Source organism: Caldimonas hydrothermalis (genome assembly GCF_056746695.1).
The window spans coordinates 304,743-328,990 of the sequence record NZ_JBWQXA010000002.1 but is presented as its reverse complement, the minus strand read 5'-3'; the positions used below and the strand labels follow the sequence as shown (position 1 = coordinate 328,990).

22 protein-coding genes are annotated in these 24,248 nt (G+C 67.2%); 11 read left to right on the top strand and 11 right to left on the bottom strand.

What is annotated here, in order from left to right; translation table 11 throughout:
- Window positions 1-24: 24 nt before the first annotated feature.
- The 4 genes from AC1ECW_RS04910 to rocF all read left to right on the top strand — a co-directional run bounded on the left by AC1ECW_RS04910 (window position 25) and on the right by rocF (window position 4,226).
- A complete protein-coding gene (locus AC1ECW_RS04910) occupies window positions 25-1,464 on the top strand; it encodes a S41 family peptidase (RefSeq protein ID WP_409709283.1) in 1,440 nt (479 codons plus the stop codon).
- 97 nt (window positions 1,465-1,561) lie between these two features.
- Entirely contained in the window at window positions 1,562-2,350 is a 789-nt protein-coding gene (locus AC1ECW_RS04905; protein WP_409709287.1) for a HesA/MoeB/ThiF family protein, read from the top strand.
- Between the two features lie 39 nt (window positions 2,351-2,389).
- Window positions 2,390-3,295, top strand: a complete 906-nt coding sequence (locus AC1ECW_RS04900) for an LOG family protein (RefSeq protein ID WP_409709290.1) — start codon at window positions 2,390-2,392, stop codon at window positions 3,293-3,295.
- 7 nt (window positions 3,296-3,302) lie between these two features.
- A complete protein-coding gene (gene rocF / locus AC1ECW_RS04895; protein ID WP_409709293.1) occupies window positions 3,303-4,226 on the top strand; it encodes an arginase in 924 nt (307 codons plus the stop codon).
- A gap of 9 nt (window positions 4,227-4,235) precedes the next feature.
- Here the strand turns inward: rocF and AC1ECW_RS04890 are convergent, their stop codons facing one another.
- Window positions 4,236-5,444 carry a urate hydroxylase PuuD gene (locus AC1ECW_RS04890; RefSeq protein WP_481201311.1) on the bottom strand — a complete coding sequence of 403 codons (1,209 nt, stop codon included), beginning with the start codon at window positions 5,442-5,444 and terminating at the stop codon, window positions 4,236-4,238.
- A gap of 163 nt (window positions 5,445-5,607) precedes the next feature.
- Here AC1ECW_RS04890 and AC1ECW_RS04885 point away from each other — a divergent pair, with 163 nt between their 5' ends.
- The 5 genes from AC1ECW_RS04885 to AC1ECW_RS04865 all read left to right on the top strand — a co-directional run bounded on the left by AC1ECW_RS04885 (window position 5,608) and on the right by AC1ECW_RS04865 (window position 10,063).
- A complete protein-coding gene (locus tag AC1ECW_RS04885; protein WP_481201310.1) occupies window positions 5,608-6,411 on the top strand; it encodes a GntR family transcriptional regulator in 804 nt (267 codons plus the stop codon).
- An 88-nt stretch (window positions 6,412-6,499) separates the two neighbouring features.
- A complete protein-coding gene (locus AC1ECW_RS04880) occupies window positions 6,500-7,552 on the top strand; it encodes an ABC transporter substrate-binding protein (RefSeq protein ID WP_409707534.1) in 1,053 nt (350 codons plus the stop codon).
- Window positions 7,553-7,642: 90 nt separating this feature from the next.
- Window positions 7,643-8,437, top strand: coding sequence for an ABC transporter ATP-binding protein (locus AC1ECW_RS04875; RefSeq protein ID WP_409707531.1), 795 nt, complete (start codon window positions 7,643-7,645; stop codon window positions 8,435-8,437).
- 12 nt (window positions 8,438-8,449) lie between these two features.
- Window positions 8,450-9,220, top strand: coding sequence for an ABC transporter permease (locus AC1ECW_RS04870; RefSeq protein WP_409707528.1), 771 nt, complete (start codon window positions 8,450-8,452; stop codon window positions 9,218-9,220).
- A 3-nt stretch (window positions 9,221-9,223) separates the two neighbouring features.
- Complete coding sequence (locus AC1ECW_RS04865) at window positions 9,224-10,063, top strand: urease accessory protein UreD (RefSeq protein ID WP_409707525.1); 840 nt, start codon at window positions 9,224-9,226, stop codon at window positions 10,061-10,063.
- On the opposite strand, the gene AC1ECW_RS04860 is transcribed toward AC1ECW_RS04865, so the two are convergent.
- From AC1ECW_RS04860 to AC1ECW_RS04845, 4 genes are all read right to left on the bottom strand, one after another.
- A complete protein-coding gene (locus AC1ECW_RS04860; RefSeq protein ID WP_409707522.1) occupies window positions 10,064-12,673 on the bottom strand; it encodes a TRAP transporter permease in 2,610 nt (869 codons plus the stop codon).
- Window positions 12,674-12,839: 166 nt separating this feature from the next.
- On the bottom strand, window positions 12,840-13,829 hold the full coding sequence (locus AC1ECW_RS04855) for a TAXI family TRAP transporter solute-binding subunit (RefSeq protein WP_409707519.1): 990 nt from the start codon (window positions 13,827-13,829) through the stop codon (window positions 12,840-12,842).
- A 178-nt stretch (window positions 13,830-14,007) separates the two neighbouring features.
- Entirely contained in the window at window positions 14,008-15,354 is a 1,347-nt protein-coding gene (locus tag AC1ECW_RS04850) for an aspartate aminotransferase family protein (RefSeq protein ID WP_481201309.1), read from the bottom strand.
- Window positions 15,351-16,250 carry a MurR/RpiR family transcriptional regulator gene (locus AC1ECW_RS04845; protein ID WP_409702709.1) on the bottom strand — a complete coding sequence of 300 codons (900 nt, stop codon included), beginning with the start codon at window positions 16,248-16,250 and terminating at the stop codon, window positions 15,351-15,353. Before AC1ECW_RS04845 ends, AC1ECW_RS04850 begins: the two co-directional genes overlap by 4 nt.
- A gap of 158 nt (window positions 16,251-16,408) precedes the next feature.
- On the opposite strand from AC1ECW_RS04845, the gene AC1ECW_RS04840 reads away from it, so the two are divergent.
- Window positions 16,409-17,320, top strand: a complete 912-nt coding sequence (locus AC1ECW_RS04840; RefSeq protein WP_409702711.1) for a hypothetical protein — start codon at window positions 16,409-16,411, stop codon at window positions 17,318-17,320.
- Here AC1ECW_RS04840 and urtE read toward each other — a convergent pair.
- The 5 genes from urtE to urtA are packed head-to-tail and all read right to left on the bottom strand — an operon-like array spanning window position 17,317 to window position 22,970.
- On the bottom strand, window positions 17,317-18,024 hold the full coding sequence (gene urtE, locus AC1ECW_RS04835; RefSeq protein ID WP_409702712.1) for an urea ABC transporter ATP-binding subunit UrtE: 708 nt from the start codon (window positions 18,022-18,024) through the stop codon (window positions 17,317-17,319). The two genes, AC1ECW_RS04840 and urtE, sit on opposite strands and share 4 nt — an antisense overlap.
- A 2-nt stretch (window positions 18,025-18,026) precedes the next feature.
- Window positions 18,027-18,917 carry an urea ABC transporter ATP-binding protein UrtD gene (gene urtD, locus AC1ECW_RS04830; RefSeq protein ID WP_409702714.1) on the bottom strand — a complete coding sequence of 297 codons (891 nt, stop codon included), beginning with the start codon at window positions 18,915-18,917 and terminating at the stop codon, window positions 18,027-18,029.
- Entirely contained in the window at window positions 18,914-20,053 is a 1,140-nt protein-coding gene (urtC, locus tag AC1ECW_RS04825) for an urea ABC transporter permease subunit UrtC (protein ID WP_409702716.1), read from the bottom strand. Before urtC ends, urtD begins: the two co-directional genes overlap by 4 nt.
- Window positions 20,050-21,666 (bottom strand): urea ABC transporter permease subunit UrtB, encoded by a 1,617-nt coding sequence (urtB, locus tag AC1ECW_RS04820; RefSeq protein ID WP_409702718.1) that lies wholly within the window; start codon window positions 21,664-21,666, stop codon window positions 20,050-20,052. The genes urtC and urtB overlap by 4 nt, the downstream gene beginning before the upstream one ends.
- A gap of 29 nt (window positions 21,667-21,695) precedes the next feature.
- Window positions 21,696-22,970, bottom strand: coding sequence for an urea ABC transporter substrate-binding protein (urtA, locus tag AC1ECW_RS04815; protein ID WP_409702720.1), 1,275 nt, complete (start codon window positions 22,968-22,970; stop codon window positions 21,696-21,698).
- A gap of 174 nt (window positions 22,971-23,144) precedes the next feature.
- Between urtA and AC1ECW_RS04810 the strand changes: the two genes are divergently transcribed.
- On the top strand, window positions 23,145-23,282 hold the full coding sequence (locus tag AC1ECW_RS04810; RefSeq protein WP_409702722.1) for a hypothetical protein: 138 nt from the start codon (window positions 23,145-23,147) through the stop codon (window positions 23,280-23,282).
- Between the two features lie 19 nt (window positions 23,283-23,301).
- On the opposite strand, the gene AC1ECW_RS04805 is transcribed toward AC1ECW_RS04810, so the two are convergent.
- Complete coding sequence (locus tag AC1ECW_RS04805) at window positions 23,302-24,171, bottom strand: tripartite tricarboxylate transporter substrate binding protein (RefSeq protein ID WP_409702724.1); 870 nt, start codon at window positions 24,169-24,171, stop codon at window positions 23,302-23,304.
- Window positions 24,172-24,248 lie beyond the last annotated feature (77 nt).

Here is a 24,248-nt window from a genome sequence, read left to right as displayed (position 1 = left end):
TCGCCTGAAAGGACCAGGACCATCATGGGTGCCAAATTCAAGATCGCAGGCTGGGTGGCCATCGGTGCCCTGGCCGGTGCCCTCACCACCATGCAGTTGCAGGCCACGGCGCGCAACTCGCTGGCGCCGCTGCCGCTGGAAGAGATGCAGCAGCTCGCCGCCGTGTTCGGCATGATCAAGTCGGACTACGTCGAGCCGGTGGACGAGAAAAAGCTCATCACCGACGCCATCAGCGGCATGGTCTCGGGCCTGGACCCGCATTCGCAGTACTTCGACAAGAAGAGCTTCAAGGAATTCCGCGAAGGCACGAGTGGCCGCTTCGTGGGCGTGGGCATCGAGATCGGCATGGAAGACGGCCTGGTGCGCGTGGTCTCCCCGATCGAGGGCTCGCCCGCTTTTCGCGCCGGCATCAAAACCGGCGATCTCATCACCCGCATCGACGACACCCCGGTCAAGGGCATGACCATCGACCAGGCGGTCAAGCGCATCCGCGGTGAACCCAACACCAAGATCATCCTGACGATCTTCCGCAAGAGCGAGAGCCGCACCTTCCCGGTGACGATCACGCGCGAGGAGATCCGTGTGCAAAGCGTGCGCGGGCGCATCGTCGAGCCCGGCTACGCCTGGCTGCGCATCAGCCAGTTCCAGGACCGCACCATCGAGGACTTCGCCCGCAAGCTCGAGGAGCTGTTCAAGGCCGAGCCCAACATGAAGGGCCTGGTGCTCGACCTGCGCAACGACCCGGGCGGCTTGCTCGAAGGCGCGGTGGCGGTGTCGGCCGCCTTCTTGCCGCGCGATGCCATCGTGGTCACCACCAACGGCCAGATCCCCGAGTCCAAGGCCACCTTCAAGGCCAGCCCGGAGTACTACGTCCGGCGTGGAGGCAACGATCCGCTGCGTCGCCTGCCCGAGGCGGTCAAGACCGTGCCGCTGGTGGTGCTGGTCAACGAAGGCTCCGCCTCGGCCAGCGAGATCGTCGCCGGCGCCCTGCAGGACCACAAACGCGCCATCGTCATGGGCTCCCAGACCTTCGGCAAGGGCTCGGTGCAGACGGTGCGCCAGCTCACCGCCGACACCGCGCTCAAGCTCACGACCGCGCGCTACTACACCCCGGCAGGCCGCTCCATCCAGGCCACGGGCATCGTCCCCGACCTGATGATCGACGAGACTGCTGAGGGCAACGTGTTCAGCGCCCTGCGCACCCGCGAGGTCGACCTCACGCGCCATCTCGAGAACGGCAACGGCGACAAGGACCCGGCGCGCGCCAAGGCACGCGAGGAAGCGCTCAAGCGCCTGGAAGAGGAAGCCGCCCGTCAGGGCCAGGCGCCGCAGCGCACGCTGCCCGAATTCGGCAGCGCCGAGGACTTCCAGCTCCAGCAGGCCCTCAATCGCCTCAAGGGGCAGCCGGTGGCGGTGTCCAAGACCCTGACCGAGCGCAAGCCCGAGGAAACCAAGGCCAACTGAGCAAGGTTTCCCCAACTTTCGCCAACCCGCGCGCCCGCCTCGTGCGGGCGCCTTCGCCCACGCCCATGTGCAGGCGTTTTCGCCTTATGCTGGCTGCATGAACGACGACCAGCTCCTGCGCTACAGCCGCCACATCCTGCTCGACGAACTCGGCGTGGAAGGCCAGCAGCGCCTGCTCGACAGCCATGCGCTGGTGATCGGCGCAGGCGGCCTGGGCTCACCGGTGGCCTATTACCTGGGCACAGCCGGCGTGGGCCGCCTCACGGTGGTCGACCACGACACCGTGGACCTCACCAACCTGCAACGTCAGATCATCCACGACCTCTCGCGCCTGGGCCAGCCCAAGGCGGCATCGGCGGCGCGCAGCATCGCGGCGATCAACCCCGAGGTGCACGTGCAGGCCCTGTGCGAACGTGCCGACGAAGCGCGCCTGCACGAACTCGTCGCCGCCGCCGACGTGGTGCTCGACTGCTCCGACAACTTCGCCACCCGCCACGCCCTCAACCGGGCCTGCGTCGCCCATCGCAAGCCGCTGGTGGCCGGGGCGGCCATCCGCTTCGACGGTCAGATTTCGGTGTACGACCCGCGCGATGCGTCGAGCCCCTGCTATGCCTGCATCTTCCCGCCCGAGCAGTCCTTCGAGGAAGTGCGCTGCGCCACGATGGGGGTGTTCGCGCCGCTGGTGGGCATCATCGGCAGCCAGCAGGCCGCCGAGGCGCTCAAGCTGCTCGCCGGGGTCGGTCGTTCTCTGGCCGGGCGCCTGCAGATGCTCGATGCCCGTCACATGGAGTGGACCGAGATCCGCATCGCACGCCATCCGGACTGCCCCGTGTGCCATGCGCGGCCATCGGGGTCATTGCCCGCAGCGGCAGCGCGCATCCGCTAAGCTGTCGGGCCCTTTGCCTCACAACGAGAAGAGCCCGGCATGGACGACAAGCGCCAGGAACTCACAGCCCGCAACTTCCCCACGGCCCAGGACGATGCCGCCGCAGCGGCCAGCCTGCCCCGCTATGGCAGCCCCCAGAGCGCCTACCGCCTGGCCTTCACCGACGAGGACTTCCTGCTGCGCGAGGAGCTGCGCCCGGTGCGCATGCAACTCGAGCTGCTCAAGCCCGAACTGGTCCAGAAACAGCACGGCATCGAATCGACGATCGTGATCTTCGGCAGCGCCCGCATCCTGCCCGCCGATGCCGCCCGGCAGGCGCTGGAGCAGGCGCAGCGCAGCGGGGATGCCCGCGCGATTGCGCGCGCGCAATCGCGGCTGCGGATGTCGCACTACTACGAGGAGGCCCGCCGCTTCGCCGCGCTCGTCACCGAAGCCTCCCGGCGCCTGGACCCGCCGATCTACGTGGTCACCGGCGGCGGCCCCGGCATCATGGAAGCGGGCAACCGCGGTGCGCACGAAGCCGGGGGCAAGAGCATCGGTCTGAACATCGTGCTGCCGCACGAGCAGGAGCCCAATCCCTACATCACGCCGGAGCTGTGCTTCCTGTTCCACTACTTCGGCCTGCGCAAGATGCACTTCCTGATGCGGGCCATCGCACTGGTGTGCTTCCCGGGCGGCTTCGGCACCCTCGATGAGCTGTTCGAAGTCCTCACCCTCGTGCAAACACGCAAGAGCCGCAAACGTCCGGTGCTGCTGTTCGGCCGCGAGTTCTGGAGCCGCCTCATCAACTTCGACGTGCTCGTCGAAGAAGGCATGATCGCCCCCGAAGACCTGCACCTATTCCAGTACGTCGAAACCGCCGAAGAAGCTTGGCAGCTCATTGCCCAAGCCTATGCCCTGGACGCCCCGCCCAGCACCAGCGGCGCCTTTGCCGACGATTTTTGATCCCGCCATGCCGCGTTCGCCCATTCCCGTCAGTCTCATCGGCGCCCCCACCGACGTGGGCGCCGGCTCTCGCGGCGCCTCCATGGGGCCCGAAGCCCTGCGCGTGGCGCAACTGCAACCCGTCCTCGAAGCCCAGGGCTGCGAGGTGATCGACCGAGGCAACCTGGCCGGCCCGCCCAACCCCTGGCAAGCTCCCGTGGACGGCTACCGGCACCTCGACGAGGTGGTCGCCTGGAACCAGGCCGTGCACGAGGCCGTGCATGCCGAGCTTCAGCAAGGCCGCTTGCCGATCCTGCTTGGCGGGGATCATTGCCTGGGCATCGGCTCGATCAGCGCAGTGGCAAGACACTGCCGGGAGACGGGCAAAAAGCTGCGCGTGCTCTGGCTCGACGCGCACGCCGATTTCAACACCAACACGCTCACGCCCACCGGCAACGTGCACGGCATGCCCGTGGCCGTGCTGTGCGGCCATGGGCCTCAGGCCCTGACCCATCTGGGCGGCCAGTGTCCGGCCATCCGCCCGCAGATGGTGCGCCAGATCGGCATCCGCAGCGTGGACGCCGGCGAGAAGCACCTCGTGCATGCCGAGAACCTCGAGGTCTTCGACATGCGCTACATCGACGAGATGGGCATGCGCCACACGATGGAGATGGCCCTGGCCCTGCTCGATGCGCAGACCCATCTGCACGTGAGCTTCGATGTGGACTTCCTCGACCCCGACGTCGCCCCCGGGGTCGGCACCACCGTACGCGGCGGCCCCAGCTACCGCGAAGCCCAGTTGTGCATGGAGATGATCGCCGACACCGGCCGGCTGGGCTCGCTCGACGTGGTGGAGCTCAACCCGGCGCTGGACGTGCGCAACCAGACGGCCGAGGTGGCCGTCGAGCTGATCGCCAGCCTGTTCGGCAAGTCCACGCTGATGCGGCGTTGAGCCCGGGGCTCACTCCCCCGGCGCCCCCGCCTCGAACCATCGCCGGATGAGGGCGCGCTCGTCCTCGGTGATCTGTGTGGCGTTGTTCAGCGGCATCTGCCTCAACACCACCGTTTGCTGGTAGATCGCCTGTGCATGCTGCTGCACCAACTGCGGCGTGTGCAGCGCCACGTTCTTGCTGGCCAACGCAGCGTTGTGGCACATCGCGCAGCGCTGCTCAATCACCCTGTGCACTTGCGCCACCCCCACCGGCTCGGCCGGCCGCTGCGCCGGCACCGCCGCCGGCGGTGAACGCCACACCACCACCCCCACCAGCAGCAGCACGCCGGCCATCGCATGCTCCCACGGCGTGCGCCGGCCCTGCACCTTCGCCTGGTGCCGCGCCACGAAGCTGTGCCGGATCAAGGCCCCGGCCAGCATCAAGCCCACCAGCACGATCCAGTTGTGCGCCCCCTGGTACAGCCACCCATAGTGGTTCGACAGCATCGCCACGATCACCGGCAGCGTGAAGTAGGTGTTGTGCACGCTGCGCTGCTTGCCCCGCCGCCCATGCACCGGATCGGGCGCCTGCCCCGCACGCAACGCCACCACCACCTTGCGCTGCCCCGGAATGATCCAGAAGAACACGTTGGCACTCATCGCCGTGGCCAGCATCGCCCCCACCAGCAAAAACGCCGCTCGCCCCGCAAAAAGCTGACACGCCAGCCACGACGAAAACACCACGAACCCGGCCACCAGCACCCCCACCACCAGGTCACCACGGCGGCGCTGGCCCAGCGTGCGGCAGATCCCGTCGTACACCAGCCAGAAACCCACCAAAAAACCCAGCGCCGCCGTCGCCGCCAGCGCCGGCGATGACCACGCGTACACGTTGCGGTCGATCAGAAAAGTCTCCGCCTGCCACAGGTACATCAGCGCAAACAGCGCAAAACCGCTCAGCCAGGTGGAATAGCTCTCCCAGTACGACCAGTGCAGGTTGCGCGGCAAGGGCAACCACTTGGGCGCCACCAGGTACTTGTTGGCGTGGTAAAAGCCCCCGCCGTGCACGGCCCACATCTCGCCGTCCACGCCCTTGGCCTTCAGGTCCTCGTGCTGCGGTGCGCTCAGGCTGTTGTCCAGCATCACGAAGTAAAACGACGCGCCGATCCACGCAATCGCCGTGACCACGTGCGCCCAGCGCAGCAGCAGGTTCAGCCAGTCAAGCAGGTAGGTGTCCATCGCATCGATTCCCACCGGAAGGCATGCCAGTGTAAGGACCGCCCCAACGCCGGCACAAGCGCGCCGCCCCGGCCCCGACTCGCCACGGCGGCCCCTCTCGGGTCCTTGCGGATGGCACCGTCTCCATTGGTGTATACAGTAGCGTGCACGCCACCGATCCGCCATGTCACGCACCGCCCTCGCTTCGCGTTCCACCCCCCGCCGCCCGGCGCGCCGCTCGGCGGCTTCGGCCGACGCACCGCTGGACCTGCTGGCCCCGGCCGGCGCGGGCCGGCGGCCCGGCCGGGGCGCCGCCGGCAATGCCACCGAACGCATCGTCGCGGCGATCACCGCTGCAATCGTCGAACGCCGGCTGATGCCAGGCACAAAGCTGGCCGAGCAGAAGATCGCCGACATCTTCCAGGTCTCGCGCACCCTGGTGCGCCAGGCCCTGAACCAGCTCAGCCGCGACAAACTCGTCACGCTGGAGCCCGCCCGGGGGGCCTTCGTGGCCCAGCCCAGCGTCGAGGAGGCCCGCCAGGTCTTCGAGGTGCGCCAGATGATCGAGTCGGCCATGATCAAACGGCTGGCCGCCTGCATCACACCGGCCCAGGTCGCCGAGCTGCGCGAGCACCTGAAAGCCGAGCAGGCGGCGGTGCAGCGCACCGACGTGCCGGGCCGCACCCATCTGCTGGCCGACTTCCACGTGGTCCTGGCCCGCATGCTCGGCAACGAGGTGCTGGCCGAGATGCTGCACGACCTGGTCTCGCGCAGCTCGCTGATCTCGCTGATGTACCAGTCCTCCCTGTCGGCCGAGCAGTCGCAGGCCGAGCACGTGGCCATCGTCGACGCCCTGGAGCGCGGCGATGCCCGCTCGGCCACGCGGCTGATGCTCGAGCACCTGGACAGCGTGGAGCGCAACCTGCGGCTGCATCCGCGCGTGGACGACCTGGCCGCGGCGCTGCGGCCGCTCGCGAGAAACCCATGAATGCCCCGATGCGGGGATCCGCGCCGATCCTTAAGCTGTGCATGAAACTTGCTCCAGCCGTCCCACCCTCTTGTCGGAGATCGCACCCATGACCCCATGCCATCCCTGCCCGGCCAAGCGCCGCCTCCTGGGCGCCGCCGCCGCCCTGACGCTGGCCCTGGTTGCCCCGTTCGCCCAGGCCCAGGACACCTCCATCAAATTCCAGCTCGACTGGCGCTTCGAGGGCCCTTCGGCCTTCTTCCTGTGGCCGGTGGCCAAGGGCCATTTCAAGGCCGAGAAGCTCAACGTCACCATCGACGCCGGCAACGGCTCGGGCAATGCCGTCAACCGTGTGGCCTCGGGCACCTACGACATGGGTTTTGCCGACATCGCCGCGCTGATGGAGTTCCATGCCAACAACCCCACCGCCCCGAACAAGCCGGTGGCGGTGATGATGGTCTACAACAACACCCCGGCGGCGGTGTTCTCGTTGAAGAAAACCGGCATCAAGACCCCGGCCGACCTGACCGGCAAGAAGCTCGGTGCCCCGGTGTTCGACGCCGGCCGGCGCGCCTTCCCCATCTTCCAGAAGGCCAACCAGATCGGCAGCGTCAACTGGATCAGCATGGACCCGCCACTGCGCGAGACCATGCTCGCGCGCGGTGACGTGGACGCCATCACTGGCTTTTACTTCACCTCGCTGCTCAACCTGGAGGCGCGCGGCGTCAAGCCCGAGGACATCCACGTGATGCCCTATCCCCAGTACGGCGTGAAGCTCTACGGCAACGCCATCATCGCCTCGGAGGAGTTCCTGAAGAAGAATCCCGAGGCGGTCAAGGGCTTCCTGCGTGCCTTCACCAAGGCCGCCAAGGAAGTGCTGGCCAATCCCAAGGCAGCGATCGACGTGGTCAAGGAGCGCGACGGCATCATCAATCCCGCCCTGGAAGAGCGCCGCCTGCGCCTGGCCATCGCCTCGTCCATCGTCACTGACGATGCGCGCGCCGACGGCTTCGGCGACGTGAGCAAGCCGCGCCTGGCGCTGATGGCCAGCCAGGTGGGGGATGCCTTCAACACCAAGACACGCGTGGACCCCGACGCCGTGTGGAACGGCAGCTTCCTGCCCCCGGCGGCCGAACGCGCCATCTTCCCGGCGAAGAAATGACCCCGGCGCCGGGCGCCCCACGGCGGGTGCCCGGTCGCATGCCCCTCTCCCCCAACCGGGCCCTTCCCTGGCGGCAGGGTCTCCCAGTGCATGGACGCCTTCGTCGATTTCAAGAATGTCTGGCTCGCCTACAACGACGAGCTGCTCGCCCAGAACCAGTTCGCCGTCGAGGACATCTCGCTGCAGGTGCGCGAGGGTGAGTTCATCGCCATCGTGGGCCCCTCGGGCTGCGGCAAGTCCACCTTCATGAAGCTGGCCACCGGGCTGAAACGCCCCTCACGGGGCAGCATCCTGATCGGGGGCGAACCTGTCACCGGCCCGCTGAAGATCACCGGCATGGCCTTCCAGGCGCCCTCGCTGCTGCCCTGGCGCACCACGGTGGACAACGTGCTGCTGCCGCTGGAGATCGTCGAGCCCTACCGCTCGAACTTCAAAGCCCGGCGCCGCGAGTACGAGGACAAGGCGCGCCGCCTGCTGCAAAGCGTGGGTCTGGGCGGCTACGAGGACAAGTACCCCTGGCAGCTCTCGGGCGGCATGCAGCAGCGCGCCTCGATCTGCCGGGCTCTCATCCACGAGCCGCGCATGCTGCTGCTCGACGAACCCTTCGGGGCGCTCGACGCCTTCACCCGCGAAGAACTGTGGAACACCCTGCGCGACCTGTGGACCGAGCAGCGCTTCAACGTCATCCTCGTGACGCACGACCTGCGCGAGGCGGTGTATCTCGCTGACACCGTCTACGTGATGAGCAAGAGCCCGGGGCGCATTCTGGCGCGCCGCGAGATCGACCTGCCGCGCCCACGGGACCTGGAGGTCACCTACACCCCGGCCTTCTCCGAGATCGTCCACGAACTGCGTGAGCGCATCGGCGCGATCCGCCGCCACTGAAGTCTTCCCCTCATGAGCAAGAACAAGCAACTCGAACGCCTTGCCCCTTGGGTGCTGCTGGTGGCCCTGCTGGTGCTGTGGGAAGCCATCTGCCGGGGCCTGGCCATCTCGGAATTCATCTTTCCCAGCCCGTCGCGCATCTGGGAGCAGATGGTCGAGTACCGCAGCATCATCGTGCAGCACTCCTGGCGCACCTTCTGGGTCACGCTGGCGGGCTTCGGCCTGGCGATCGCCGTGGGGGTGCTGCTGGGCTTCATCGTGGGCAGCTCGCGCCTGGCCTACGCCGCGATGTATCCGCTGATGACCGCCTTCAACGCCCTGCCCAAGGCCGCCTTCGTACCCATCTTGGTGGTGTGGTTCGGCATCGGCATCGGCCCGGCCATCCTGACGGCCTTTCTGATCTCGTTCTTCCCGATCACGGTGAACATCGCCACGGGCCTGGCCACGCTGGAGCCCGAGCTGGAAGACGTGCTGCGCGTGCTGGGTGCGCGCCGCTGGGACGTGCTCGTCAAGGTGGGCCTGCCGCGCTCCATGCCCTATTTCTTCGCCTCGCTGAAGGTGGCGATCACGCTGGCCTTCGTGGGCACCACGGTGTCGGAGATGCAGGCCTCCAACGAGGGCATCGGCTATCTGCTGGTCTCGGCCGGCTCGGCCATGCAGATGGGCCTGGCCTTCGCGGGCCTGGTGGCCGTGGGCGTCATGGCGATGCTGATGTACGAGTTCTTCTCGTGGATCGAAAAACGCACCACCGGCTGGGCCCACCGCGGCTCGCAAAGCGTCTGACGCATGGGCTGGCACGGCCATCTGACCCTGCACTACCGCCACGAGGCGCCCCGCACCCTCGTGCATGACCGCCACGACGGCCCCCTGCGGGTGCTGGCCAGCCTGCATCCGGAAGGGCCAGGCATCTGCCACAACGTGCTCGTGCACCCGCCCGGGGGCATCGTGGGAGGCGACCAGCTCGCCATCGCCGTGGACGTGGCGCCGCAGGCGCATGCACTGATCACCACACCAGGTGCCACGCGCTTCTACCGCAGCGCGGGAGAAACAGCCGAGCAGCGCCTCGTGGCGCAGCTGGCCGCGCACGCGCGCCTGGAATGGCTGCCGCTGGAAACCATCGCCTACAGCGCCACCCGCGCCGTCAACCACCTGCGCTTCGAACTGGCCCCGGGAGCCGAGATGATCGGCTGGGACTTGCTGGCCCTGGGGCTGCCCGCCTCGAACGAACCGTTTGTGCAAGGCCGCTTCGAGCAGCAGATCGAACTGCCCGGGCTGTGGCTGGAGCGTGGCGTGCTCGATGCCGATGACCCGCACACGTCCCGGCTGCTCGACAGCCCCCTGGGCTGGAACGGTCGACGGGTGCTGGCGACGATGTGGTGGGCCGGTGGTCAGGTGCTGGAGCCCGCCAGGCGCGAGGCGCTGCTGGACTTGGCACGGCAGTGCATCGAATCGTCCCCCCTGCGAGACCAGGCGGGCGTCACCTCACCGGACGAGCGGGTGGTGGTGCTGCGCACCCTGGCGGACCGCACCGAGCCTGCCCAGGCCTTGCTGGCGGCTGTGTGGGCCCGCTGGCGCGAAGCCGGCTGGGGCCTCGCGGCCTGCCCGCCCCGCGTCTGGAAGACCTGATCAGGCCGTGGCCGCCGCACCCCGGGGGGCCGGCGGCCGCTCCTGCCGCGCACGGCGACGCTGCAAGTACACGACCAAGACCAACAACGCAAAAGCCGGCACAAACATCCATTCCTTGGCCGGGCGCTCGGTGGGCATCTCGATGGCCGTGATCCTCCAACCCTGCTCCAGGCCGAGCTTCTCGGCCTGGCTGCCGAACTGCACCATGATGATTTGCAACTCGTCGCCCATGGGCACGACGCGAAGACCGGCTTGCGCCAGACGTTCACGGGCCGTGCCTGGCTCGCCCAGAGGCAGCAGCACGCCTTTGCGCACCTCTTTGCCCTCCAGCGTCAGCCCTTCGACCCAGATACGCTTGTTCGCATTGCGCGGTGCGGTTTCGGCAAAGCGCATCAGCTCGGCCGCCGGCGCCTCTTCGTAGGGCGGGTAGACCATGTCCCACCAGAAGCCGGGACGGAACAGCGTGAAGGTCACGAGCAACAGCGCCAACGTTTCATACCAGCGGTTGCGCACCAGGAACCAACCTTGCGTGGCCGCAGCAAACACGAGCATCGCCACCGTGGCACTGACAACGGTCAACATCAGATGCCAGGTGCTCGTGATCCCGATCAGCAGCAACTGCGTGTTGAAGATGAACAGGAAAGGCAGGATGGCCGTTCGCATGCTGTACCAGAAAGCCGTCACGCCGGTCTTGATCGGATCGGTGCGCGCCACGGCTGCCGCTGCGAACGAGGCCAGTCCCACCGGCGGCGTCACGTCGGCCATCAGCCCGAAGTAAAAGACGAACAGGTGCACGGCAATCAGCGGCACGATCAGCCCGCTTTGTGCGCCGAGTTCCACCACCACGGGCGCCATCAGCGTGGACACCACGATGTAATTGGCGGTGGTCGGCAAGCCCATGCCCAGCACCAGGCTGATGACGGCCACCAGCGCGAGCATGAGCATCAGATTGCCGCCCGACAGGGCCTCGACCAACTCGGTCATCACCAAGCCCACACCGGTGAGCGACACGGTGCCGACGATGAGCCCGGCCGCTGCCGTGGCCACGCCGATGCCGATCATGTTGCGTGCGCCGGTGGCCAGGCCATCGATCAGATCCGACACGCCCAGGCGCGCAGCGCCAAGCCAATCCCCCCGGCCCCGGAACACCGCCTGGATGGGGCGCTGAGTGAGCAAGATGAGAATCATGAACATCGTGGCCCAAAACGCCGACAGGCCCGGCGACATCTGCTCGACCATCAGGCACCAGATCAACACGACCACCGACAGCAAGTAGTGCAAGCCGGATTTGAGGGTGGGCCCGGTTTCAGGCAGCTCGAACACCGGAGCGTTGGGATCGTCCATTTCCAGCTCGGGCTGGCGCGCACCAAACCACAGCAGGCCGATGTACGCAGCCAACAGGCCCGCGCCGATGACCCAGATCGCGGCATCACCCAGCGCGCCCTTGATCCAGCCGATGCCCCAGTACACCAGCCCCGACAGGATGATGAACCCGGCCACCGTCAGGCCAAAAGAGAGCAAGCGCTGCATCGCCGTGCCGCCGCCGCGGCGCGGCAAGCCGGTCATGCCGCCCTTGAGCGCTTCGAGGTGAACGATATAGAACAACGCGATGTAAGAAATGATGGCCGGCAAAAAAGCGTGCTTGATCACCTGTGTGTAGGGGATGCCGACATACTCCACCATCAGAAACGCCGCCGCGCCCATCACCGGCGGCATGAGCTGGCCATTGACCGAACTGGAAACCTCCACGGCGCCGGCCTGATCGGGCCGATAGCCCACACGCTTCATCAGCGGAATGGTGAAGGTGCCGGTGGTTACCACGTTGGCGATCGACGAGCCGGAGATGACGCCGGTGGCCGCCGAGGAGACGACGGCCGCCTTGGCCGGGCCGCCGCGCATGTGACCCAACAAGGCAAAAGCCGACTTGATGAAATAGTTGCCCGCGCCAGCCTTGTCCAGCAGGGAGCCGAACAGCACGAACAGGAAGATGAAGCCACTGGACACGCCCAGTGCAATGCCGAACACGCCCTCGGTGGTCAGCCAGTAATGCGAAGCGGCGCGGTTGAGCGAGGCGCCGCGGTGCGCGATCATCTCCGGCATATAGGGCCCGCCGAAGGTGTAGGCGAGGAAGACCAGCGCAACGATCACCATGGGCAAGCCCAGCACACGGCGCGTGGCCTCCAGCAGCAAGATCACACCCACGACCGCGGCGTAGACATCCATCTCGGTCGGCTGGCCCGGCCGCTGCGCCAGTTCCCGGTAAAACAGGAACAGATAGGCCGCGCAGAAAGCGCCCACCAGCGCAAACACCCAATCGGTCACTGGCACGTAGGCCCGGGGCGAGCGTTTGAAGGCCGGGTAGGCCATGAAGGCCAAGAACACGGCAAACGCCAGGTGGATGGCGCGCGACTCGGTGTCGTTGAGCACGAACACGCCCAGGGTGAAAGGCAGCGGTGAGGCGATCCACAACTGGAACAGCGACCACGCCACGGCCACGACGAGCAGCATCTTGTGCATCCAGGGCCCGGGCTTGCGGCCGCCGGTGTCGGTATCGCTCACGAGCTGCTGCACATCGATGCTCGCGGCTTGATCCTTCTTCTTTCCGAACATGAGGCTTCCACCTTCTGAGTCAGGAGCGGTATCGGAGAACCGGCCCAGGCAGTGGTGGCCCGCCCAAGGCCGATCCATAGAAAAAGGGCCCCGGGTCACGGGGCCCCTCTTGGTCAAACCAGCATTTTACGCCCACCGCTCGACGCACAGGCGCAAGCCGGCGGGCTTACATCCAGCCTTTTTCCTTGTAGTACTTGACGGCACCGGGGTGCAGCGGCGCCGACAGGCCGTCCTTGATCATGCGCTTGGGATCGAGGTTCGCCAGGGCCGGGTGCAGCTTCTTGAACTCGTCGAAGTTCTCGAACACCGCCTTGACCAGCTCATAGACGGTGGACTCCGGCACCTTGGCCGAAGTCACGAAGGTCGCCAACACACCATAGGTGGGCGTGGGGTTGGGGTTGCCGGCATACAGACCGCCAGGGATCTCGACCTTGGCATAGAAGGGGTGTTGGGCCACCAGCTTGTCCACGGCAGGACCGGTCAGCGGCACGAGCTTGGCGCCGCAGGTGGTCGTCGGATCCTGGATATTGGCCGAGGGATGACCCACGCCGTAGAAGAAGCCGTCGATCTTGTTGTCGCACAGCGCCGGGCCGTGCTCGTCGGCCTTCAACTCCGCCGCCAAGGAAAAGTCGCTGGTCTTCCAGCCCAAGGCACCCAGCAACTCTTCCATCGAGGCGCGCGTGCCGGAGCCCGGGTTGCCGATGTTGAAACGCTTGCCCTTCAGGTCCTCGAAGCGGGTCGCGTTGATCTCCTTGCGCGCCACCACGGTGAAGGGCTCAGGGTGCAGCGAGAACACGGCGCGCAGGTCGGCGAAGGCACCATCCTTCTCGAACACCTTGGTGCCCTTGGCGGCGTGGTATTGCCAGTCGGACTGGGCCACCCCGAAGTCGAGCTCGCCAGCGCGGATGGTGTTGATGTTCACCACCGAGCCGCCCGTGGATTCCACCGAGCAGCGGATCCCGTGCTTGGCACGATCCTTGTTGACCAGCCGGCAGATGGCGCCGCCCGCTGCGTAGTACACGCCCGTGACGCCGCCCGTGCCGATGGTCATGAACTTCGGCTGGGCCACCGCCGATCCGAACGGCAAAGACAGCGACACCAGGGCCGCGGCCGCCAGCAGCCGGCGCAGGGGCTTGACTTGGGAGAGAGGATTCACTTCGACCTCCTGTGACACGTTGGGGGAGAATGAAAGGGCGGCAGCTTACCGCAAGCTCTTGCACATGTGCGATATCGGGTGCCGCGTACGGGAAATCCCGGCATGCACAGTTCGTGCCCAACGGTAGCACCAACGAAGCGCCGCGCCACCCGCGGAAACCCCCGAAAGGCCTTGTGTATCAAGCATGGGTCGATGCCAGCGCCGCATCGATGGCCTGGGCCAGGCGATCGACGATGGCGTCGAGTTCGTCGTCGCTCACGGTGAACGGGGGCGCGAGCAGCACGTGGTCTCCATGCCGGCCGTCGATCGTGCCCCCCATGGGATAGACCATCAACCCGCGCGCCATGGCTTCGCGTTTGATGCGGGCATGCAGCTTGAGTGCCGGATCGAACGGCGCCTTGCTGACCCGCTCGCGCACCAGTTCGATGCCACGGAACAGGCCGCGCCCGCGCAGATCGCCCACATGGGGATGCTCACCCAAGCGCTGCTGCAGGCGCCGGGCCAGCCCCTCGCCCTGGCGGCGGCAGGCTTCCAGCAGGCCATCGCGGCGGATCACCTGCTGTACCGCCAGCGCTGCCGCGCAAGCCACGGCGTGTCCGATGTAGGTGTGGCCGTGCTGAAACAGCCCACTGCCCTGGGCAAAGGCCTCGACCAGGCGCCGCTGCGCCAGCACCGCGCCGATGGGCTGGTAGCCACCGCCCAGGCCTTTGGCGATGGTCATCAGGTCGGGCACCACGCCCTCCTGCTCGCAGGCGTGCAAGGTGCCGGTGCGCCCCATGCCACACATCACCTCGTCGAGGATGAGCAAGATGCCGTGGCGGTCGCACAGCTCGCGCACGCCCTTCAGGTAGCCCGGTACCGGCGTCAGCGCCCCCGCGGTGGCGCCCACCACCGTCTCGGCCACGAAGGCGATCACGTTCTCGCCGCCCAGGCGATCGATGGTGTCGGCCAGCTCCTGCACGAGGCGCCGGCCGTACTGCTCGGCCGTTTCGCCGGGTTGCCGGTCGCGGTACTCGTAGCAGGGCGACACGTGGGTGACGTCCATCAGCAGCGGTGCGAACTGGGCGCGGCGCCACTGGTTGCCGCCCACCGCCAGCGCCCCCAGCGTGTTGCCGTGGTAGCTCTGGCGCCGCGCGATGAAGTGCCGCCGCTGGGGCTGGCCGATCTCGACGAAGTACTGGCGCGCCATCTTCAGCGCCGCCTCCACCGCCTCGGAGCCTCCCGAGACGAAGTAGGCATGGCTCATGCCGGCCGGCGCGTGGGCGATCAGGTCATCGGCCAGGGCCTCGGCCACCTCGGTGGTGAAGAAGCTGGTGTGGGCATAGGCGATGCGATCGATCTGGGCGTGCATCGCGGCGAGCACATCCGGGTGGCCGTGGCCCAGGCAGGACACGGCGGCCCCGCCCGACGCGTCGATGTACTGGCGGCCCAGGCGGTCGATGATGATCGACCCGCGGGCCGCCACGGCCACGGGCAAGGCGGCATGCAGTTGGCGGTGAAAGACGTGGGTGGTGCTCGGGTTCATTCAGCGCTTCTCCGGGGGGCAGCCTGGCGCGCCGGGCGCTCCCAATAGGCCTTGCGGGCTTGCAGAAGGGCCTGGCGCCGGGCCAGGTGGTCGAGGACATCGGCCCCGCCTTGCGCCGCGACGGCCGCGATGAGGGCCTCGGCCAGCGCCTGGGCACCGGTCATCGATTGGAAAAAGGACGGCGAGCTCGCCGAAAACAGCAAAGCCTGCCGTGCGCCGCGCGCGATCGGGGACAGCGCGCTGTCGGTCAAGGCGAGCACCGGGACGCCGGCCTGCACAGCCTGCTGCACGGCCTCGACCGTCTCTCGGGTGTAGGGGGCCTGGCTCACGGCCACGAGCAGGTCGCGCGGGCCGAGGAGATCGAGCTGGTCAACCCAGCCTGCGGCCGCATCGTGCAGCAGCCGTCCCCTGCTGCACAGCAGGCCGAAGGTGTAGTGCAGGTGGTAGGCGATTCCGAAGCTGGCGCGCAGCCCCAGAAACGCCACCTGGCGGCTTCGCAGCATCAGCCGGGCTGCGGCCTCGATCCGGCCGGGCGCGTTGAGCCCCGCGCAGGATCGCACATCGGCCACCTGGGCCTCGTTCAAATCGCCCATCAGTGAATGCCGGGCCGACGCAGTGCGCTGTGCGCGGCCCAGGTAGCCGACCGGGTCTTCGGCCTGCCGGGCCAAAGCCCGCCGGAAGGGCTCGCGCAAGGCCTCGAAGCCAGGCAGGCCCAACTGACGGGCCAGCCGGGTCATGGTCGCCGCCGACACGCCGGCCTGCCGGGCGCTGGCGCGCATCGACTGCAGACCCAGGGACGTCCCGTGCCGGACGATCCAGCGCGCGGCCCGGCGCAGCTCGGGGCTGAGGGCCTCGAAATGCCGCTCGACCAGTGCGTGGACGTCCTGGGGCTCCATCGGTGACGTTTCGCTGCGGGGGTGTCGGCGCAAACAGTGGACTGGAACAGATGTTTCATAGTATGCCATACGAATCATCTGTTTCACGCGCTCCCTTTCAAGGACTGCAACCCCCTACACTGAAGCCTCCTTGCGTCCGAGCCCTCATCGTGCAGCCCATGCCAGCGCCCCCTTCGTCTTCTGACCGGCCGCCCTCGACCTGGATCCTCTGGCGTGAGCGCCTGCGGCGCCGCGCCCTGCGCAGCATCAAGCGGCTCGTGCGCCCCTGGTGGATGCGACGCCTGCAACGGCGCAACCTGGAAAGCCGCGAGAGTCTCCTGGACCCGGCCGGCCCGGTGGTGTCGCTCACGAGCTTCGGGCCGCGACTGGCTGGCGTGCACTACACCATCGAAAGCATCGGTGCCGGCACGCTCAAACCTTCGCGTCTGGTGCTGTGGCTGGAACACGAGCTGATCGAGGCGGGCCTGCCCGAAACCTTGCAGCGCCTGCAGGCCCGCGGGCTGGAGGTGCGCGGCACCGAGGACTACGGCCCACACAAGAAGTACCTGCCGCAAGTCCTGTGCGAACCGCATCCGACCCGACCGCTGGTGACGGCCGACGACGATGTGCTGTACCCGCGCGACTGGCTGGCCGAGCTGATGCGCGCCCACGAACGAATGCCCTGGGCGATCGTGTGCTTCCGGGCCCACCGCATCGCCTTCGACGCCCAGGGGCGGTTGCTGCCCTACGCCCAGTGGCCCCCCTGCGAAGACACCCGCCCGGATCACCGCCACTTTCTGACGGGGGTTTCGGGCGTGCTGTACCCGGTGCGCATGCAGTTGGCTTTGCGCGAACGCGGCCTGGCCTTCCTGGACTGCTGTCCGCGTGCCGACGACATCTGGCTCAATGCCACGGCCTTGCGCACCGGCGTGCCCGTGGCACAGATCACGCCCGTCGGGCGCACCTTCTTCGAGATCCCTGGCACTCGAAGTAATGGCCTGGCACGTGGCAATGTGCAAGGCGGCGGCAACGACGCTCAGCTGCGCGCCACCTTCACGCCCGAGGAGCTAGAGCGCCTGCGCCGGCCCTAGATGGACATGCGCTGGCGCACGCCGTCGGCTGCCATGCCGGCGCCGCGGCCTTGCATCACCACTTCGCCGCGCTCCATCACGAGATACTGGTCAGCCAGTTCGGCAGCGAAATCGTAGTACTGCTCGACCAGCACGATGGCCATGGGCGGATGGCCGTCCATGCCGGTGTCGGCCAGCCTGCGGATGACGCGGCCGATGTCCTTGATGATGGACGGCTGGATGCCCTCGGTGGGCTCGTCCAGGATCAGCAGCTTGGGGCCCGCCGCCAGGGCGCGGGCGATGGCCAGTTGCTGCTGCTGCCCGCCCGAGAGATCGCCGCCGCGCCGGTGCAGCATCTGCTTGAGCACCGGGAACAGCTCGAAAAGCTGCGGCGGGATGGGCGTTCGCGCGCTCTTGTAGGCCAGCCCCATGCGCAGGTTCTCCTCCACCGTGAGGCGGCCGAAGATCTCGCGGCCCTGGGGCACGTAGCCCACACCCTTGCGCACACGCTCGTAGGGGGTGTCGCAGGTGATGGGATGGCCGTCCAGGGTGATCGTCCCGGTCTTGACCGGCACCAAGCCCATGAGGCTCTTGAGCAGCGTGGTCTTGCCCACGCCGTTGCGCCCGAGGATCACCGTGACCTCACCCGCCTTCGCCTCGAAGCCGACATTGCGCAGGATGTGCGAGCCGCCGTAGTACTGATTGATGCCTTCGACCTTGAGCATGCTCAGCGCCCCAGATAGACTTCGACGACCTTGTCGTTGGCCTGCACTTGCGCCAGCGAGCCTTCGGCCAGCACACTGCCTTCGTGCAGCACGGTCACCTTCTTGGCCGGGTTGTCTCGCGTGAGGTCATGGATGAATTTCATGTCGTGCTCGACCACCACCAGCGAATGGCTGCCTTCGAGCGACAGGAAGAGTTCGGCGGTGCGTTCGGTCTCCTCGTCGGTCATGCCGGCCACGGGTTCATCCAGCAGCAGCAGCTTAGGGTCCTGCATCAACAGCATGCCGATCTCCAGCCACTGTTTCTGGCCGTGCGACAGCAGGCCCGCCGTGCGCTGGGCCTGGTCGCGCAGGTGGATGAGCGTGAGGATCTCGGCGATGCGGTCGAGCTGCTCGCCCGAGAGCCGGAAGAACATCGAGGCGCGCACGCCCCGGTCGGCGCGCAGGGCCAGTTCCAGGTTCTCGAAGACGCTCAGGTGCTCGTAGACCGTGGGCTTCTGGAACTTGCGGCCGATGCCGATGGTGGCGATTTCGCTTTCGCGCAGGCGCAGCAGGTCGATGGTGGAGCCGAAGAAGGCGCGTCCGGCATCGGGGCGGGTCTTGCCGGTGATGACGTCCATCATCGTGGTCTTGCCAGCGCCATTGGGGCCGATGATGCAGCGCAGTTCGCCGGCGGTGATGCTCAGCGAGAGCTGGTTCAGCGCACGGAAGCCATCGAAACTGACGGTGATGTCGTCCAGATAGAGGATGGCGCCATGCGCCAGGTCCACTTCGCCTTCGCGCACCACACGGCCGTAGCTGGCATCGCGTCCGCCAGAGCCGTCGATGGGACCCCGTGAACGCTGCAGATGCTCTTCCCGGGCGCGGGCGCCTGCTTCCATCAGGTCGGGGGTCATGCGCGGTCCTCCGTGTTCTTGCGGCGCCCGCGCAGCAGGCCGACGATGCCATGGGGCAGGAACAGCGTCACCCCGATGAACAAGGCCCCGAGGAAGTACAGCCAGAACTCGGGGAAGGACACGGTGAACCAGCTCTTGGCCCCATTGACGAAGAAGGCGCCGATGATGGGGCCGATCAGCGAGGCCCGCCCGCCCACGGCCGTCCAGATGGCGATCTCGATGCTGGCCGCCGGCGACATCTCGCTGGGGTTGATGATGCCCACCTGCGGCACGTACAGGGCCCCGGCCACGCCGCACATCATGGCCGACAGCGTCCAGATCGACAGCTTGTAGCCCAGCGGGTTGTAGCCGGTGAACATCACGCGCGACTCGGCATCGCGCACGGCCTGCAGCACACGGCCGTACTTGCTGTTCACGATCCAGCGGCCCAGCAGGAAGAAGCCGATCAGCACGAAGCCCGTGATCGCGAACAGCGTCACCCGCATGCCCGAGGTGGCTATCGGGATGTCGAGGATGCGCTTGAAGTCGGTGAAGCCGTTGTTGCCGCCAAAGCCCGTCTCGTTGCGGAAGAAGAGCAGCATGGCGGCAAACGTCATCGCCTGCGTGATGATGGAGAAGTACACGCCCTTGATGCGCGAGCGGAAGGCGAAGTAGCCGAAGACGAAGGCCAGCCCGCCCGGCACGGCCACGACGAGCACGAGCGTGGCCAGGAAGGAGTCGCTCAGGGCCCAGTGCCAGGGCAGCTCCTTCCAATCCAGGAAGACCATGAAGTCGGGCAGCTCCGACTTGTAGTGCCCGTCGGTGCCGATCTGGCGCATGAGGTACATACCCATCACGTAGCCGCCCAGCGCAAAGAACAAGCCGTGGCCCAGCGAGAGGATGCCGGTGTAGCCCCAGATCAGGTCCATGGCCAGCGCGCAGATGGCGTAGCACATGATCTTGCCGAACAGGCTCACGTAGTAGTCGCTCAGGTGCCAGGCGCTGTCGGCCGGCACGGCCAGGTTGAGCAAGGGCACCAGCACGCCCACGCTCAGCGCCGCTGCGAGCACGGCCGCCCAGCCCTTGGGCCCCAGCAGCAGGCCACGACGTGGCACGAGATCGACACCAGCGGTGCCTGCGTTCAGAACCGCTGTCATGCCTCGGCACTCCTTCCCTTCATTGCGAACAGGCCCTGCGGACGCTTCTGGATGAAGGCCACGATGAGCAGCAGCACCATGATCTTGGCCAGCACCGCTCCCTGCCAGCCTTCCAGCAGCTTGTTGATGACGCCCAGGCCCAACGCGGCGTACACCGTGCCGGCCAGTTGCCCCACCCCGCCGGTCACCACCACCAGGAAGGAATCCACGATGTAGCTCTGGCCGAGATCAGGCCCGACATTGCCCACCTGCGACAGCGCGCAGCCGGCCAGGCCGGCAATGCCCGCGCCCAGGGCAAACGCATAGGTGTCGATCCGCGCCGTGTTCACCCCCATGCACGCGGCCATGGGCCGGTTCTGGGTGACCCCACGCACGAACAGCCCGAGCCGCGTGCGGGCGATCAGCAGCGCCACGCCAGCCACCACCAGCGCCGCAAACACGATGATGGCGATACGGTTGTAGGGCAGCGTGAGGTTGGGCATGAGCGTCACACCACCGCTCAGCCAAGTCGGGTTGTCCACCTGCACGTTCTGGGCGCCAAAGAGCGAACGCACCGCCTGGATGAGGATGAGGCTGATGCCCCAGGTGGCCAGCAGGGTTTCCAGCGGCCGGCCATACAGCCAGCGGATCACGCTACGTTCGAGCACCGCACCCACCACGGCCGACGCCAGGAAGGCCACGGGCACCGCGGCCAGCACATACCAGTCGAACCAGCCCGGCAGATGCGCGCGAAAGAGGTTCTGCACCACGTAGGTGGCATAGGCCCCGATCATCATCATCTCGCCGTGGGCCATGTTGATCACACCCATCAGGCCATAGGTGATGGCCAGGCCGAGCGCCACCAGCAGCAGGAGGCTGCCCAGGCTCACGCCGCTGAACAGCACCCCCGCGCGCTCGCCCCAGGCCAGGCGGTTGTCCACGGCCGCGAGTGACTTCCTCAGGGCCGCGCGCACCTGCGCGTCGGGTTCGGTGAAGCTGTCGCCGTCCTGTGCCAGCCGCTCGCGCAGCAAGGCCTGCACCGTGGGCTGGTTGCTGCGGCCCAGCAACTCGGCCGCCTCCAGGCGCAGGGCCGGATCGTGGGAGGTGATCATGGCGGTGGCCCGCAAGGCCTGCAGCTGCTCACGCAGTCCGGCATCGGTCTCGCGCTCGAGCACCTTCTCGATCACGGGAAGCTGTTCCGCGTCCAGGATCTCGCGCTGCATCTGCGCGATGGCCTGGCCGCGCACGGCCGGATCATCCGAGAAGAGCTTGAGCGCGGCCAGGGCCGCCTGCAGCGCCCGGCGGATGCGGTTGCTGTTGACCACCTCCTCCGCGCCGTCGGGCAGGGTGGCGGGCTCACCGGTGAGGGCGTTGCGCACCTCGTTGCCACGCACGATGAAGACCTGGTCGTCGCCGACGGTGCGCACCTCGTCTGCCAGCAAGGCCTCGATGTAGGGGCCCAGCAAGGGGTCGCCGGTGGCGGCCGCCTCGCTGAGCGCCTCGATGCGCTCGTCGTTATCGCCCAGGGCCAGGGCCCGGATCTGCTCGGGGCTCAGGGCCGCCGCCGGGCCCGCCAGCACCCAGGCCAGGGCGGCCAGGGCGAGGCGGATCCCCCATCGTGTCGTGGAACTCACTCGTGCATCCTCGAAAGCCCTTACTGCCCTTACTTCTTCTCGGGCTCGTCCTTCTTGCCCTTGTTCTCGGGAATGAAGGGGCTCCAGGGCTGAGCCTTGACGGGACCCTTGGTCTTCCATACCACGTTGAACTGACCATCGGCCTTCACCTCACCGATGAACACCGGCTTGTGAAGGTGGTGGTTCTTCTCGTCCATCTTGGCCATGAAGCCGCTCGGGGCCGGGAAGGTTTGGCCGGCCATCGCGGCGATCACCTTGTCGGTGTCCGTGCTCTTGGCCTTCTCGACGGCCTGCTTCCACATGTGGATGCCGATGTAGGTGGCTTCCATCGGGTCGTTGGTCAGCGGACGGTCTTTGTGGCCCGGGATGTTCTTGGCCTTGGCGTAGTCCGACCAAGCCTTGATGAAGGCGTCGTTGGTCGGGTTCTTGATCGACATGAAGTAGTTCCACGCCGCCAGGTGGCCCACCAGCGGCTTGGTGTCCACGCCGCGCAGTTCTTCCTCGCCCACCGAGAAGGCCACCACCGGCACGTCGGTCGCCTTCAGGCCCTGGTTGCCCAGCTCACGGTAGAAGGGCACATTGGAGTCACCATTGATGGTGGAGACCACCGCCGTCTTCTTGCCTGCCGCGGCAAACTTCTTGATGTTGGCGATGATGGTCTGGTAGTCGCTGTGGCCGAAGGGGGTGTAGGCCTCCATGATGTCGCTGTCGGGAATGCCTTTGGACTTCAGGAAGGCGCGCAGGATCTTGTTGGTGGTGCGCGGGTACACATAGTCGGTGCCCAGCAGCACGAAGCGTTTGACAGAGCCGCCGTCCTTGCTCATCAGGTATTCCACCGCGGGAATGGCCTGCTGGTTGGGCGCCGCGCCGGTGTAGAACACGTTCTTGCTCAGTTCCTCGCCCTCGTACTGCACGGGGTAGAACAGCAGGCTGTTGAGTTCCTCGAACACCGGGAGCACCGACTTGCGCGACACGCTGGTCCAGCAGCCGAAGACCACGGCCACCTTGTCCTGGGTGATGAGCTGGCGGGCGCGCTCGGCGAACAGCGGCCAGTTGGAGGCCGGATCGACCACCACGGGCTCGAGCTTCTTGCCCATCACGCCGCCCTTGGCATTGATCTGCTCGATCGTCATCAGGGCCACGTCCTTCAGGACGGTTTCCGAGATGGCCATGGTGCCCGACAGCGAATGCAGGATACCGACCTTGATGGTGTCGGACTGGGCATGGGCAGGCAGGCCGACGGCGGCCCCGCCCAGGGCGATGGCGCCCAGGGCCTGGTTGAAGTGGCGGCGGGAGATGGTCATGGCAGGCGCTCCTTTGGAATGGCAGGGCTGTGTGGAAGAGACAGCCTCAGCTTAGGCAGGGAGCGGTCGCACGCAAATACGCCACATGGCGTAGGCAGCGTGATGTCGCATGGCCCGAGCCCGCAACGTCGATCGGCGGGCCGGGTGAACCATCCCTCTCAGGAGCCGTCGATCATGCCCAAGGGCCGGCAGCGCAGTAACAAGGAAGCGAAGAAGCCGACGAAGGACCAGGCGCCGGCGAAACCGATTTCGCCGGATGCCGTCATGCCCACCCGTGTGACGGTGGTGCCCGATCGGCGCAAGAAGAAGTAGTTGCCGTAGGGTCCGACGCTCAGCGGCGCTGATCTTCGGCCTGCCGAGGAAGCGCCTGGTTGGCGCGGAACTCTTCCTCGATCACCCGTGCAAAGGCCTTGCGGGTCCCGCCGGTGGGCAGGGTGTTGACAGCCCGCAGGCGGGCTTGCACGTCATGCGACCGCAAGGCTTCATTGAAGGCGGCGTTGAGCCGCTCCAGCACGTCGGGAGCAGTGCCAGCCGGTGCAAAGACGCCGAACACCGACATCCGGTTGGCCGAGCCGAAACCCAGTTCCCCAAGGGTCGGCACCTCGGGCAGCACCGGCAGCCGCTCGGGTGCCCCCACGGCCAGGGGCTTGAATCGCCCTTCACGGATGTAGCGCAACTGCAGCAGGCCCACGTTGGTCGACAGGAGCTCGAAGTGGCCGCCCAAGGCGTCATTGAGCTGGGCGCCACCACCCTTGTAGGGCACGTGAATGATGTCCACCCCGGCCTCGGCAGCGATCCGTGCCAGCATCAGATGCCCCGTGGTGCCCACGCCAGAACTGGCCCAGCGCAGTGCTCCCGGTACGCGCTGCGCCTGCACCAGCGCATCAGCAAGGCTCGCGCCCGCAAAGGCCGGGGTGCCCACCACCAGCGCCGGGGTGGCCATCACGCTCACCACCGGAACGATGTCGTGCAGAGGTCGATAGCCGACGCGACCGAGATGGGGCGACAGCGTGAGGGGTGTGATGGCCGACAGCGCCAGCGTATGTCCATCGGACGGAGCCTTGGCCAGCGCCTCCATCGCCAGGGTGCCACCGGCGCCGCTGCGGTGCTCCACCACCACGGGTACATCCAGCCCCGCCGACACCTGCCGCGCCAGCAAACGCGCCATGTCGTCGCTCACCCCGCCCGGTGGGTAGGCCACGATCAGTCGGATGGGTCGAGCAGGCCAGGGCGGCGCAGCGGAAGCGGACCGGGTCCAGGCGACTGCCAGGAGCCCTG

Bases quoted from the DNA above. Each gene is read 5' to 3' on its own strand.
- urtC (WP_409702716.1), bottom strand. From the start codon at position 20,053: ATGACAGCGGTTCTGAACGCAGGCACCGCTGGTGTCGATCTCGTGCCA.
- AC1ECW_RS04875 (WP_409707531.1), top strand. From the start codon at position 7,643: ATGGACGCCTTCGTCGATTTCAAGAATGTCTGGCTCGCCTACAACGAC.
- AC1ECW_RS04910 (WP_409709283.1), top strand. From the start codon at position 25: ATGGGTGCCAAATTCAAGATCGCAGGCTGGGTGGCCATCGGTGCCCTG.
- AC1ECW_RS04880 (WP_409707534.1), top strand. From the start codon at position 6,500: ATGACCCCATGCCATCCCTGCCCGGCCAAGCGCCGCCTCCTGGGCGCC.
- urtA (WP_409702720.1), bottom strand. From the start codon at position 22,970: ATGACCATCTCCCGCCGCCACTTCAACCAGGCCCTGGGCGCCATCGCC.
- AC1ECW_RS04810 (WP_409702722.1), top strand. From the start codon at position 23,145: ATGCCCAAGGGCCGGCAGCGCAGTAACAAGGAAGCGAAGAAGCCGACG.
- AC1ECW_RS04885 (WP_481201310.1), top strand. From the start codon at position 5,608: ATGTCACGCACCGCCCTCGCTTCGCGTTCCACCCCCCGCCGCCCGGCG.
- urtD (WP_409702714.1), bottom strand. From the start codon at position 18,917: ATGACCCCCGACCTGATGGAAGCAGGCGCCCGCGCCCGGGAAGAGCAT.
- AC1ECW_RS04905 (WP_409709287.1), top strand. From the start codon at position 1,562: ATGAACGACGACCAGCTCCTGCGCTACAGCCGCCACATCCTGCTCGAC.
- AC1ECW_RS04845 (WP_409702709.1), bottom strand. From the start codon at position 16,250: ATGGAGCCCCAGGACGTCCACGCACTGGTCGAGCGGCATTTCGAGGCC.
- AC1ECW_RS04900 (WP_409709290.1), top strand. From the start codon at position 2,390: ATGGACGACAAGCGCCAGGAACTCACAGCCCGCAACTTCCCCACGGCC.
- AC1ECW_RS04890 (WP_481201311.1), bottom strand. From the start codon at position 5,444: ATGGACACCTACCTGCTTGACTGGCTGAACCTGCTGCTGCGCTGGGCG.
- AC1ECW_RS04865 (WP_409707525.1), top strand. From the start codon at position 9,224: ATGGGCTGGCACGGCCATCTGACCCTGCACTACCGCCACGAGGCGCCC.
- AC1ECW_RS04850 (WP_481201309.1), bottom strand. From the start codon at position 15,354: ATGAACCCGAGCACCACCCACGTCTTTCACCGCCAACTGCATGCCGCC.
- AC1ECW_RS04840 (WP_409702711.1), top strand. From the start codon at position 16,409: ATGCCAGCGCCCCCTTCGTCTTCTGACCGGCCGCCCTCGACCTGGATC.
- AC1ECW_RS04870 (WP_409707528.1), top strand. From the start codon at position 8,450: ATGAGCAAGAACAAGCAACTCGAACGCCTTGCCCCTTGGGTGCTGCTG.
- AC1ECW_RS04860 (WP_409707522.1), bottom strand. From the start codon at position 12,673: ATGTTCGGAAAGAAGAAGGATCAAGCCGCGAGCATCGATGTGCAGCAG.
- rocF (WP_409709293.1), top strand. From the start codon at position 3,303: ATGCCGCGTTCGCCCATTCCCGTCAGTCTCATCGGCGCCCCCACCGAC.
- urtE (WP_409702712.1), bottom strand. From the start codon at position 18,024: ATGCTCAAGGTCGAAGGCATCAATCAGTACTACGGCGGCTCGCACATC.